At 50.1% G+C, this 13,138-nt stretch carries 12 protein-coding genes and 1 pseudogene; 4 read left to right on the forward strand and 9 right to left on the reverse strand.

Annotated features, from left to right (window positions below; all coding sequences use genetic code 11):
• Positions 1-107: 107 nt before the first annotated feature.
• The 3 genes from zntB (at position 108) to dbpA (ending at position 2,936) form a co-directional block, all read left to right on the forward strand.
• Positions 108-1,091 (forward strand): zinc transporter ZntB, encoded by a 984-nt coding sequence (zntB, locus tag OGX97_RS06505; protein ID WP_032943570.1) that lies wholly within the window; start codon positions 108-110, stop codon positions 1,089-1,091.
• Between the two features lie 275 nt (positions 1,092-1,366).
• Entirely contained in the window at positions 1,367-1,534 is a 168-nt protein-coding gene (gene ynaL / locus OGX97_RS06510) for a proline-rich small protein YnaL (RefSeq protein WP_108912468.1), read from the forward strand.
• A 28-nt stretch (positions 1,535-1,562) separates the two neighbouring features.
• Entirely contained in the window at positions 1,563-2,936 is a 1,374-nt protein-coding gene (gene dbpA, locus OGX97_RS06515) for an ATP-dependent RNA helicase DbpA (protein WP_008784890.1), read from the forward strand.
• 78 nt (positions 2,937-3,014) lie between these two features.
• Here dbpA and ttcA read toward each other — a convergent pair whose 3' ends face one another.
• The 7 genes and pseudogenes from ttcA to nifJ form a co-directional block, all read right to left on the reverse strand.
• Positions 3,015-3,950 carry a tRNA 2-thiocytidine(32) synthetase TtcA gene (ttcA, locus tag OGX97_RS06520; protein ID WP_032943567.1) on the reverse strand — a complete coding sequence of 312 codons (936 nt, stop codon included), beginning with the start codon at positions 3,948-3,950 and terminating at the stop codon, positions 3,015-3,017.
• Between the two features lie 49 nt (positions 3,951-3,999).
• Positions 4,000-4,269: pseudogene (locus OGX97_RS06525) on the reverse strand (tyrosine-type recombinase/integrase); the annotation flags it as partial.
• A gap of 315 nt (positions 4,270-4,584) precedes the next feature.
• Positions 4,585-4,827, reverse strand: a complete 243-nt coding sequence (locus OGX97_RS06530) for a DinI family protein (RefSeq protein WP_003840850.1) — start codon at positions 4,825-4,827, stop codon at positions 4,585-4,587.
• 186 nt (positions 4,828-5,013) lie between these two features.
• Entirely contained in the window at positions 5,014-5,448 is a 435-nt protein-coding gene (uspF, locus tag OGX97_RS06535) for a universal stress protein UspF (RefSeq protein WP_003833207.1), read from the reverse strand.
• An 81-nt stretch (positions 5,449-5,529) separates the two neighbouring features.
• Positions 5,530-5,742, reverse strand: coding sequence for a KTSC domain-containing protein (locus OGX97_RS06540; protein ID WP_103015385.1), 213 nt, complete (start codon positions 5,740-5,742; stop codon positions 5,530-5,532).
• 147 nt (positions 5,743-5,889) lie between these two features.
• Entirely contained in the window at positions 5,890-7,044 is a 1,155-nt protein-coding gene (gene ompC / locus OGX97_RS06545; protein ID WP_100272396.1) for a porin OmpC, read from the reverse strand.
• Between the two features lie 367 nt (positions 7,045-7,411).
• Positions 7,412-10,936, reverse strand: coding sequence for a pyruvate:ferredoxin (flavodoxin) oxidoreductase (gene nifJ, locus OGX97_RS06550; protein ID WP_235127544.1), 3,525 nt, complete (start codon positions 10,934-10,936; stop codon positions 7,412-7,414).
• A 275-nt stretch (positions 10,937-11,211) separates the two neighbouring features.
• Between nifJ and OGX97_RS06555 the strand changes: the two genes are divergently transcribed.
• Positions 11,212-11,478, forward strand: a complete 267-nt coding sequence (locus OGX97_RS06555; RefSeq protein WP_003833199.1) for a putative hemolysin — start codon at positions 11,212-11,214, stop codon at positions 11,476-11,478.
• Positions 11,479-11,491: 13 nt separating this feature from the next.
• Here OGX97_RS06555 and hslJ read toward each other — a convergent pair whose 3' ends face one another.
• Complete coding sequence (hslJ, locus tag OGX97_RS06560) at positions 11,492-11,911, reverse strand: heat shock protein HslJ (protein ID WP_100272398.1); 420 nt, start codon at positions 11,909-11,911, stop codon at positions 11,492-11,494.
• A 112-nt stretch (positions 11,912-12,023) separates the two neighbouring features.
• On the reverse strand, positions 12,024-13,013 hold the full coding sequence (locus OGX97_RS06565; RefSeq protein WP_094169345.1) for a 2-hydroxyacid dehydrogenase: 990 nt from the start codon (positions 13,011-13,013) through the stop codon (positions 12,024-12,026).
• Positions 13,014-13,138: the final 125 nt, after the last annotated feature.

Below are 13,138 nucleotides of genomic sequence, written 5' to 3' on the forward strand. Positions count from 1 at the left end.
ATCAGATATTTTTATGAATCATTTCAGCACAATGGGACAATGAGATATTGCTTAACATATTCTGACAGCTAGACTAACGAAAAAAGCTGAATGTTTGTGGAGGCGCTGTGGAAGCCATTAAGGGAACGGATGTTAATGTGCCGGATGCCGTGTTTGCCTGGCTGTTGGATGGCCGGGGTGGGGTGAAACCCTTGGAAGATAACGATGTTATCGATAGTCAGCATCCCTGCTGGCTACATCTTAATTATACCCATCCTGAAAGCGCCCAATGGTTGGCGACAACACCTCTTCTTCCCAACAATGTGCGTGATGCGCTGGCAGGCGAAAGTACACGCCCACGCGTCAGTAGAGTCGGGGAAGGTACGCTGATTACACTGCGCTGTATTAACGGCAGCACCGACGAGCGTCCTGACCAACTTGTAGCGATGCGTTTATATATGGATGAACGTCTGATTGTCTCAACCCGCCAGCGCAAAGTGCTGGCGCTGGATGATGTGGTCAGCGATCTCCAGGAAGGGACGGGACCGGCTGATTGTGGCAGTTGGCTGGTGGATGTTTGTGATGCGCTAACCGACCATGCCAGCGAATTTATCGAACAGCTGCACGACAAGATTATTGATCTGGAAGATAACCTGCTCGATCAGCAGATCCCACCGCGTGGTTTTTTGGCTTTACTGCGTAAGCAGCTAATTGTGATGCGCCGTTATATGGCTCCTCAGAGAGATGTTTATGCGCGTCTGGCGAGTGAACGTTTACCCTGGATGACCGACGACCATCGGAGACGGATGCAGGATATCGCTGACAGGCTGGGGAGAGGGCTGGATGAAATAGACGCCTGTATTGCCCGGACCGGTATTATGGCGGATGAAATTGCGCAGGTGATGCAGGAGTCTCTGGCTCGCCGAACGTATACAATGTCATTGATGGCAATGGTTTTTCTTCCCAGCACATTTTTAACTGGGCTTTTCGGCGTTAACCTCGGCGGTATCCCCGGCGGTGGTTGGCAGTTTGGTTTCTCACTTTTTTGTATTCTGTTAGTGGTCCTGATTGGTGGTGTTACTTTATGGTTGCACCGTAGTAAATGGTTGTAACAACAACGTTTTTTAGTGGCTTTTGCGCATGAAAACATCCTGATTTTTGAGCGAAGTCAATAAACCATCTACCTATTCGGGGCAATATCTCTCTCGCAGGTGAATGCAACGTCAAGCGATGGGCGTTGCGCTCCATATTGTCTTACTTCCTTTTTTGAATTACTGCATAGCACAATTGATTCGTACGACGCCGACTTAGATTAGTCGGCTTTTTTTTGCCTGCAGGAAATCAGCGTCTACCCTAAAAGAGTCAACCTGAATGACTGGAGGGGTATATGACCTGTCTGATTGCAACGTCGAACACTGATTCGCTACCGACCGATCCGGTTCCCATTCCCGATCCCATACCTCGTCCGCAGCCCATGCCGGATCCGCCGCCGGATGAAGAACCGATTAAATTGTCGCATCACGGGCACATATCTGCGAGGATACGCGCCTGCTGAATGTGAGTTTTTACCGCGAGATTAAATTGTGACCGCTTTTTCAACCCTGAATGTTTTACCTGCTGCTCAACTCGAGAATCTTAACGAGCTGGGCTATCTTGAAATGACGCCTGTTCAGGCTGCTGCGTTACCGGCAATCCTGGCGGGTAAAGATGTTCGCGTGCAGGCTAAAACCGGCAGTGGCAAAACGGCTGCTTTTGGTCTTGGGCTATTACAGCATATTGATGCCGCGCTGTTTCAAACGCAGTCTCTGGTGCTGTGCCCAACGCGCGAGCTTGCCGACCAGGTAGCGGGTGAGCTGCGTCGTTTAGCGCGCTTCCTGCCAAACACCAAGATCTTAACGCTGTGCGGTGGGCAACCTTTTGGCGCACAGCGTGACTCCCTGCAACATGCACCACATATTATTGTTGCCACACCGGGTCGTTTACTTGACCACCTGCAAAAAGGCACCGTTTCTCTGGATGCCCTGAATACGCTGGTTATGGATGAAGCCGACCGCATGCTGGATATGGGCTTTAGCGATGCGATTGATGATGTCATTCGCTTTGCGCCTGCGTCACGTCAGACTTTGCTGTTTTCCGCAACCTGGCCGGAAGCCATTGCTGCTATCAGTGGCCGGGTACAGCAAAATCCATTAACGATTGAAATTGATACGGTCGATGCGTTACCGGCGATTGAACAGCAGTTTTTCGAAACCTCCAGCCACGGAAAAATTCCGCTGCTGCAAAAGCTACTCAGCCAGCATCAACCCGCATCGTGCGTGGTTTTTTGTAACACCAAAAAAGATTGTCAGGCCGTTTGCGATGCACTGAATGCGGCAGGGCAAAGCGCACTGTCATTACATGGCGACCTGGAACAGCGCGATCGCGATCAGACGCTGGTTCGTTTTGCCAACGGTAGCGCGCGCGTCCTGGTCGCAACCGATGTGGCCGCACGTGGCCTGGATATCAAATCACTTGAGCTGGTAGTTAACTTCGAACTGGCGTGGGATCCGGAAGTCCACGTCCATCGTATCGGACGTACCGCGCGTGCCGGCAACAGCGGTCTGGCGATTAGCTTCTGTGCGCCGGAAGAAGCGCAGCGTGCCAACATTCTTTCTGAAATGCTGCAACTGAAGCTGAACTGGCTAACTGCGCCAGCTAACGGCTCAATCCTGCCGCTGGAAGCAGAGATGGCGACGTTATGCATTGATGGTGGTAAAAAAGCGAAAATGCGTCCTGGTGATGTTCTGGGGGCTCTGACCGGTGATATTGGTCTGGATGGCGCTGATATTGGCAAAATTGCCGTTCATCCGGCACACGTCTATGTCGCCGTTCGCCAGAACATAGCGCACAAGGCGTGGAAACAATTGCAAAACGGTAAGATCAAAGGCAAGACTTGCCGGGTCCGGTTATTGAAATAACTACCCGTTGGGGCGCCTGATGGCGCTCCGCTTATCAGGCCTACAGGCGCTTATGTACGTTGTAGGCCTGACATACGCTTACTTCACTTCCACCACGTTCAGGCGTAACTCATCCAGTTGAGCATCATCTTCTTCTGGCTGCCAGCCCGCAGGCTGCAGCGGGATCTCTTCACGATCGAACGCTAAATCCCCGCCGTCCACAACCTCTGAACCGTGCTTAATGCCTTTAAAATCGAACAGATTGATATCGCTCAGATGTGAAGGTACAACGTTTTGCATCGCACTGAACATGGTTTCAATGCGGCCTGGATAGCGTTTGTCCCAGTCACGCAACATATCAGCAATGACCTGACGCTGTAGGTTAGGCTGTGAGCCGCACAGATTGCACGGAATAATCGGGAAACCTTTCGCCTCGGAGAAACGCTCGATATCTTTCTCACGGCAGTAAGCCAGCGGGCGGATCACGATGTGCTTACCGTCATCACTCATCAGCTTCGGCGGCATGCCTTTCATTTTCCCACCGTAGAACATGTTTAAAAACAGCGTTTGCAGGATGTCGTCGCGATGGTGGCCGAGCGCAATCTTGGTGGCTCCTAATTCGGTTGCCGTACGGTACAGAATGCCGCGACGCAGGCGAGAGCAGAGCGAGCAGGTCGTTTTGCCTTCTGGGATTTTGTCTTTGACGATCCCGTAGGTGTTTTCTTCAACAATTTTATACTCAACGCCCAGCTGTTCCAGATACTCTGGCAGAATGTGCTCCGGGAAACCGGGTTGTTTTTGATCGAGGTTAACCGCAACTAAGGAAAAACTGATCGGGGCGCTTTGTTGCAAATTACGCAGGATCTCCAGCATGGTATAGCTGTCTTTCCCGCCGGAAAGGCACACCATAATGCGATCGCCGTCTTCGATCATATTGAAATCGGCAATGGCTTCGCCCACGTTACGACGCAGACGTTTTTGCAGTTTGTTCAGGTTGTATTGTTCTTTCTTTGTAACTTGTTGATTATCTTGCATTCTTACCGTTCTCAAAAACCAAAAGGGGCATGTAATGGGCAAACTTCAATCACAGGGCTAGTTGGTTATTCAACATTGCAACCCGATCGTCATTCATTTCTTCAATCCATGTACTGTAGACGTCGTACACTATTTGCGCGTTTTCATGCCCCATCTGATTAGCTATAAATGATGGGTTCGCTCCAGCCGATTACAGCCAGCAGGCAAAAGTATGCCGCGTATGGTACGGATTACGGCGACGAATACCAGCACGTTTTACAGCTGCGTTCTATCTGGCACCGATGCTACTCATAGAGTAGTAAGATTTTTGCTCTCCGTGACCAGACCAGAATAAACTGTGAACCGAACGATTGAATAAAGGTACATGGTCCCGGACAGGAAGCAATTAATCAGCTGAAAGCAGATATTGAAGCGCTGAAGAAAATTGTGGAGCAGTTCACCGCCAGATAATTCAGTTCTGAACTATCAACGAGCAATGTCAGGGAGCGAAAAACGCAGGGTGTGGCGAACTGCCGCAACCATGCCGTATGCAAGAGCATGGCTGCGGCCAACCGGCAAACATCCGATAGTGCGAGTATTGAATGATTGCCAGTCACAGCGGATGGTACTTAAGCAATATGACGGTTCAAGGCGTTTAATCTGAAACCAGCCACATATCAGCCTCTTCAAACATTTCCTGCACAGTTCGGCTTATCTGTTCTTTCTCATGCTTGCTGGCGTCAGTATTGATCGCCGGCAGTGTCATCATCGGTTTAACCCGAACATCAGCATCGGGGAAGATCCGGTGAACCCTCTTAGTTAACTCGCCCAGAATGATATCTTTTGCACCGGGCAGACCATCAAAATTCCTTTTATCATAAACGAGTTCCACGAACATTGCTTATCGCTCTTTTAGCTGGATGTATATACAGTATTTATACTCTGTTTTTATCCGGGTTTCAAGAGAGGGCGTAATGATGTCACGACATAGCGATACTGAAATGGCCTTGTATGCTTCGATCAGGAATCGTGGGGAAAATGAGGGAGAAACAAAAAGCCCGCAGCGATGTGCGGGCCAGACAGCTTAGCGGACTACCAGTACCGAACACTCCGCGTGACGCACTACAGCCGCGGCGTTAGAGCCCAGCAGGTAGGTGGTGATGTCAGGTCGGTGTGAGGCAATAATGACCATATCGGCCGGTAATTTTTTGGCGATCTCCAGAATCTTATCTTTCGGCGCACCTTCTGCGACATGAACGTGCACTCTGTCCGTTGGGATATTGAACTTCTTGATAATCTCTTCCAGTTGAGATTTCGCTTCGGCTTTCAGATCGTCCATGGCCGGTAACTCTGCCGAGTAGGCCAGTCCCAGGGAAGCGTAATAGGGCAAGGACGGAATAACGGTCAAAAAATGAACCTGCGCATCGTCGATCTTTGCTTCTGCTTCAACATGGGCAATAACGCGTTGAGTTAATTCTGAGTCTGAAATATCGATGGGTACAAGAATCGTTCTGTTCATAAAACCTCCTGTTTAAGTATCCACGTAAAGCTTACCGCGTAATGGCACTTTATGTACAATGACAACGATCACATTTTGGCATCACTTTATTTTGATTTCAGGAAATTTTCCTTTTATTACCCCATCGTAAAATCGGCCTTTAGAGACCACGATCAGGAAATCACGAAAAATACGGGCAGGGACCTGCTGATATTGCAGGGTAGCCAACTGGTGAAAGCGAATTTCTAGCGTGCAAGAGGATTCGTCATAGCCGATGGATGCAATACGGGATGATTTTACAGGATGATGATTCATTGCAGGTATCCTCTACTACAGACCTTAATGCAAGATATCATCTATCAGAGATGTGTTTTAACGCAACAGATATAATGTTTCGAATGAGATAAAACAGAGTTACACAGAAAATAAGGATAGCCCGCCGTTGCCAGCGGGCTTACGAATTTAGAACTGGTAAACCATACCCAGTGCTACAGTGTCATCGGTAGAGATGTCATTGCCCGCATAGAAGCTGTCGTCTTCGTCCAGCAGGTTGATTTTGTAATCAACATAGGTGGAGAAATTTTTGTTGAAGTAGTAAGTAGCACCTACAGAAGCATATTTAACCAGATCTTTATCGCCGCTAGTTCCTGCAGGATTTGCCGCATTTCCTGACAAGGACAGATCCTTACCTTTAGACATCAGGAAAGAAACTTCCGGACGCAGACCGAAGTCGAACTGGTATTGCGCAGTCACTTCAAAGTTCTGAGTTTTGTTGGCAATAGTAAAATCACTACCGTCTGAACCACCATATGGGGTCATATTGCGGGTTTCGGAGTACATGGTTGCCAGGTAGATATTGTTGGCGTCGTATTTCAGGCCGGCAGTCCATGCGTCAGCCTTATCGCCACCAGCGGTAGAATCGTTAACCTGCTCATTAGTACGGTCAGAAGAGGTGTACGCTGCACCGAAGCTTACGCCCATACCCAAATCATAGGTAGAGGAGATACCGAAGCCGTCACCGTTGGAGTTCTTCATGTTACGATCGGCGCCACCGTTATTGGTGCCTTCCTGCTCTGGTGACTGATTTTCGTTCGCGCCCTGGTACTGCAGCGCAACGTTCAGACCGTCAACCAAACCAAAGAAGTCAGTATTACGGTAGGTTGCAACACCGTTTGCACGACCGGTCATGAAGTTGTCAGCTTTGGTGTAAGAGTCGCCACCGAATTCTGGCAGCATATCGGTCCAGCCTTCAACGTCGTACATTACGCCGTAGTTACGGCCGTAGTCGAATGAACCGTAGTCGCCGACTTTAATACCTGCGAATGCCAGACGAGTCCAGGAGTCGCCTTTATCACCTTCGGTGCCGTTGGCCTGAACCTGATATTCCCACTGGCCATAACCGGTGATCATATCATTAACCTGTGTTTCGCCTTTGAAGCCCATACGCATATAAGTCTGATCGCCATCGCTGTTAGCGTCGTCAGAGAAATAATGCAGGCCGTCTACTTTGCCATAGAGATCTAATTTGTTGCCGTCTTTATTATAAACTTCAGCAGCGTGAGCTGCGCCTGCAGCCAGCAGGGCAGGAATTACGAGAGCCAGTACTTTTCTGTTCATTGAAATAATCCTTTAGTTTTTTTATTAACCTGTGACCACCCATGTAGGGAGTAAAAGCATGCTAAAGGAGAAGTTCCGTAAAGAGATAAATATGAATTGTTACGTCTTAAGTAAAACCTTAAACAAATAATTCTACGGAAATAGTGATAATTGCCGTGAATGAGTTTGTAAAATATATATAAAATAAAAATTATACAATTGAATTTTGTTGGGATATTCTGCGCGTGTTATATGCCTTTATTGTCACGTTTTATTTTTCGTTGGTATATTGATGACACTTATTAATTAGCCAGCGAATAAATTGACAAGCCCGAACAACTGTTCGGGCTTTTTTTTTGGGGTTCCGGCTAATACTGAGAAAAACGTATTATTCGGTACCGTTCTTTTCCGCTTTGCCTGCCAGTTGGGCCAGGAAGTCGTAGCGTTTTTGCAAATCAGCCGTTGCATCCTTCCACAGCTGTTCTGCAACTTCTGGCTGTTGGGCGTTCAGGCGGCGGAAACGCTGCTCGTTAAGCAATGTTTCGGCCAGCGCATCTGACGGTGGGCGCGAGTCGAGCGCCAGCGGCAGCTTACCTTCGTCTGCTCGGCGTGGGTCAAAGCGGTACAGCGGCCAGAATCCGGTAGCCGTGAGCTGACGCATCTGATCGTGGCTTAGCGCGAGGTCATAGCCATGCTCCTCACATGGGCTATACGCGATAATCAGCGACGGGCCGGGGTAGGATTCAGCTTCCTGGATAGCTTTGACCGTCTGATTCAACTGGGCGCCCAGAGAAATCTGTGCGACATAAACATGCCCGTACATCATCATGCTGACGCCAAGATCTTTGCGAGCCTTGCGCTTGCCGTGCTCACCAAACTTGGTAACCGCTCCAAGCGGCGTGGCTTTCGACGCTTGTCCACCCGTGTTGGAGTAACACTGGGTATCCAGCACCAGAATATTGACGTTCTCGGTGAGACTCAGGACGTGATCCAACCCGCCAAAACCAATATCGTAAGCCCAGCCGTCGCCGCCAATCAGCCAGATGGACTTCTCGACCAGCGCGTCGGCATCGGTTAACAGTTGCTGTGCACCTTCGACATCTTTCAGATGCTGGCGCAGCGCAGCAACTTGCTCACGGCGTACTTCTGGCGTCGCTTCAGCATGCAGGGCGTCATTCAGTTCAGCCGGAATATTATCCGCAAACTGCTCCAGCAAACGCATGACGCGCACACGGTGTTGATCCACCGTCAGGCGGAAGCCCAGACCAAACTCAGCGTTATCTTCGAACAGAGAGTTTGCCCACGCAGGTCCACGACCATTGGCATCGGTCGTATACGGCGTTGAAGGGAGGTTACCGCCATAAATCGATGAACAGCCGGTCGCGTTAGCGATCAGCATGCGGTCGCCATACAGCTGCGTAAGCAGTTTGATATACGGCGTTTCACCACAACCAGAACAGGCGCCGGAATATTCAAACAGCGGAGTGATTAACTGCGAGGTACGGATATCAATGCGTTCAAGCTTGCTGCGGTCGATCTCCGGCAGATTGAGGAAGAAGTCATAGTTAACTTTTTCTTCTTCAACATGCTCAAGGCGCGACATCATATTGATGGCCTTGATTTCCGGGTTTTGGCGATCTTTTGCCGGGCAAACTTCGACACACAGATTACAGCCAGTGCAATCTTCTGGTGCAACCTGCAGGACATACTTCTGACCGCGCATATCGCGTGATTTCACATCCAAAGAATGCAGACTGGCAGGGGCGTTTTCCATCGCTTCAGGTGAAACCACTTTGGCGCGGATTGCCGAGTGCGGGCACGCGGCAACGCAGTGGTTACACTGGGTACACAATTCTTCCTTCCAGATGGGGATCTCTTCGGCGATATTACGTTTTTCCCAACGCGTGGTGCCCATTGGCCAGGTGCCGTCTGGTGGCAACGCTGATACGGGGAGGGCATCACCCAGACCGGCGAGCATTGCCGCGGTGACGGTTTTCACGAAATCAGGTGCGGCATCAGAAACCACCGGTGGTCGGTTTGCGCTGTGCGGATCAACCGGCTGGAGTGCTACTTCGGCGACGGATTCGCGCGCCAGGGCCAGAGCCTGCCAGTTACGTTCAACAAGGTCCTGTCCTTTACTGCTGTAACTTTTCGCAATCGCCCCCTGCAATTCAGCCAACGCGCTGTCGCCGGGTAAGATTTGCGTCAAATGGAAGAAGGCCATTTGCATAACGGTGTTAATACGCGCTGCCAGACCGCATTCGCGGGCGATTTTGGCCGCATTAATCACGTAGAAACGGGCTTTCTTCTGATTCAGTACCGCCTGAACTTCCTGTGGCAGACGACCCCAGACTTCATCCACACTGTATGGGGTATTAAGCAGGAAGATACCGCCTGGTTTCAGGCGCTCGGCCATCTGATACTTATCGATAAATTGCAGCTGGTGACAGCCAACAAAATCGGCTTGTGAAACCAGATACGCTGATCGAATAGGCTGCTCGCTAACGCGCAGGTGGGAAACCGTCAGACCGCCTGCTTTTTTCGAGTCGTAGACGAAATAACCCTGCGCATACCATGGCGTCGAGTTACCAATAATTTTGATGTTGTTTTTGGTGGCTGACACGCTACCGTCGCTGCCCAGCCCGTAAAACAGCGCTTCGAGCTTAGCCGTACCGGGCAGGGTGTTTTCCGGTAACGGTAGCGACAAGTTGGTGACATCATCATAGATGCCGACCGTAAAGCGAGGTTTCGGCTTCGCGCTGCTCAGCTCATTAAAGACTGCCATCACGCAGTCTGGACCGAACTCTTTGGAAGAAAGGCCATAACGTCCGCCAATCACGCGCGGTAGCGTTTCTCGCTCGCCACAGTTAAAGGCTTCTGCTAACGCGGTCATTACGTCCAGATACAACGGTTCTGCCTGTGCGCCGGGTTCTTTGGTGCGATCAAGAACGGCGATGCTGCGTACGGTTTCCGGAAGCGCGCGCAGTAAATGTCCGGCAGAGAATGGACGGAACAGACGCACTTTCAGAACGCCGACTTTCTCGCCATGCGCCAGCAGTTCTTCAACGACTTCTTCGCAGGTTCCAATCGCCGAGCCCATTAAGATAATGACGCGCTCAGCCTGAGGATGGCCGTAATATTCAAATGGCTGGTACTGGCGACCTGTCGCCGCGGCGAAATCGTTCATCGCCTGTTCTACATGATCGTAAACCGCGTTGTACCACGGGTTTGTTGCCTCGCGTGACTGGAAATAGGTGTCCGGGTTCGCAGACGTACCGCGAATAACCGGATGCTCAGGATTAAGCGCCCGAGCGCGATGAGCATCGATTTCCGCCTGCGGCATCAGTCCGAGGATCGTGTCGTCGGCCAGTGGCACAATTTTATTGATTTCATGGGATGTACGGAAACCATCAAAGAAATGAATAAACGGAACCCGGCTTTTCAGGGTGGCTATTTGCGAAATCAGCGCAAAGTCCTGTGCCTCCTGAACGCTGCTGGCACACAGCATTGCACATCCTGTCTGGCGCACCGCCATCACGTCGGAATGATCGCCAAAGATTGATAATGCGTGAGTAGCAATTGTGCGAGCCGCAACGTGCAGTACAAACGGGGTCAACTGACCGGCCAGTTTGTACAGCGTTGGGATCATCAGCAACAGGCCCTGCGATGAGGTAAACGACGTAGAGAGCGCACCGGTCTGCAACGCGCCATGAACGGTTGCGATCGCGCCACCTTCTGACTGCATTTCTACGACGCGAGGGGTATCCCCCCACACGTTCTTAAGCCCGTTCCCGGCCCAGGCATCTGCCTGTTCAGCCATCGTCGAACTGGGCGTAATCGGGTAGATGGCGATAACCTCGCTGGTACGAAATGCGACTGAAGCAACCGCACCATTACCGTCAATTGTGATCATACTGACACCCTTACATTGCGCAAAAAGAGGGACACGCGTAACAGCGGCGAGTCCTGGTTGTTATCCTTCTATTTTAGCAAAAGCGCTAAAGACAGATTTTCGCTTTTGTGTCCCTGGAATAAACAGAATGAATGGTTTGATCAAAGGAGCAGGCAAAAAATTGCCAGAAAATGTAAACAGTACGCATAAATGCGTATTTTTCCTCTCGACGGCGGTGTTTCCGCTGCCTATTATTTATGGCTGTGTCGTTTGGTTAATATTCAGAGGGGAGTAAGATGCGCGCAGCGTTTTGGGTAGGATGTGCCGCGTTATTATTATCGGCTTGTAGCAGCGAACCTGTTCAGCAGGCAACCGCCGCGCATGTCGCACCGGGCATGAAGGCAGCAATGTCCAGTTCAGGAGAAGCTAATTGCGCCATGATTGGCGGTTCGCTCTCTGTTGCTCGTCAACTGGATGGTTCTGCTATCGGGATGTGTGCGCTACCCAACGGCAAACGCTGTAGTGAGCAGTCGCTTGCCGCCGGAAGTTGTGGGAGCTATTAAGCCACCACGTTTCCTACATTAAATCCGCGAGTTTATACGTCAGTGTTTGTTCTGCTGTCGCCAGCGTTAACTGGTCAGCAGTTAGATCGACCTGTGCGCCTTGCTTAAACATTTCGCTGACGATCCCGTCGAGCGCGTTAAGCTGTGGATCGGCGCACATCATACGCGTCATCGCCATATCTTTTACCTTCAACTCACCGTCGGACAGCTTGCCCTGGCCGTGGAATTGATTACACATCTTTCCTGATACCGTCATGTTTTCGCCAAAACTTAACTCAGGTGGGTTGTTGGTGGCGGTGACGGCTTTACCATTCACGCTTTGCAAAACGAAGCGGTGATGCTGCAACTGTTCGCGATTGACGGAAACTTTTCCATTGCTCACACAGCCAGCCATCAGCAGGCTGAGCGCAATCAACGTGACAACTTTCTTCATTAAATTTCTCTACGTTTGTGACGGGAATACATTCAATATAATAATGATACTGAATGTTTTATCATCGGTGATTGTCTGAAAATGCTCCCCTGACGCCAGGGGAGCACAGGTATTAGAAGAGGGCGTTTGGACAGGTCTCGCTTTTGGAGATTTGGGCCAGATTCTGTAGCGTAGTCTCAGAAATACTGGTCAACGCTTCAGCTGTCAGGAATGCCTGATGTCCGGTGAACAACACGTTATGACAGGCTGACAGACGACGGAACACATCATCCTGAATGACGTCATTGGATTTATCTTCAAAGAACAGATCGCGTTCGTTCTCGTACACGTCCATACCCAGAGAGCCAATTTTCTGGTTTTTCAGCGCATCGATAGCGGCTTGTGAGTCGATCAATGCACCACGACTGGTATTAATGACCATCACGCCGTTTTTCATTTGCTCAAAGGCTTCGTGATTGAGCAAATGATAATTCTCCGGTGTTAACGGACAGTGCAGAGAGATGACATCGGACTCTGCAAACAGCGTTTTAAGATCGACATATTCAACGCCTAACTCCAGCGCAGCAGCGCTCGGGTAAGGATCGAACGCCAGCAGACGCATACCAAAACCTTTCAGGATCCGCAACGCAGCGATACCGATTTTACCGGTACCGATCACCCCAGCGGTTTTGCCATACATAGTAAAACCGGTCAGCCCCTCAAGAGAGAAGTTGGCATCACGGGTACGCTGATAAGCGCGGTGAATACGGCGATTCAGCGTCATCATCATGCCAATCGCATGCTCAGCGACGGCCTCTGGTGAATAAGCTGGAACACGAACCACCTGCAGACCCAGCTCTTTTGCTGCGTCGAGATCGACGTTATTGAACCCGGCACAACGCAGCGCAATGTATTTCACGCCATGCTTTTTCAGTTCTTCCAGAACGGGGCGGCTGCCATCGTCGTTGACGAAAATGCACACAGCTTCACAGCCATGGGCGGTTTTCGCTGTTTTTTCCGTCAACAGAAAGTCAAAGAATTCAAGTTCAAAACCAAAAGCCTCGTTAACCTGCTGTAGATACTTCTTGTCGTACTGTTTTGTACTATAGATGGCGAGTTTCATAAGACTTTCTCCAGTGATTTTGACGTCACATTAATCCAATTCAAATTATTTTACAAAATCTAAAAAGTTATTGATAGTCATAGGCGTAATGAATAATTTCAGCGTATCTGTTGTTAGTGTGGGCA

Source organism: Citrobacter sp. Cpo061 (assembly GCF_030332845.1).
Lineage (GTDB): Bacteria > Pseudomonadota > Gammaproteobacteria > Enterobacterales > Enterobacteriaceae > Citrobacter > Citrobacter portucalensis.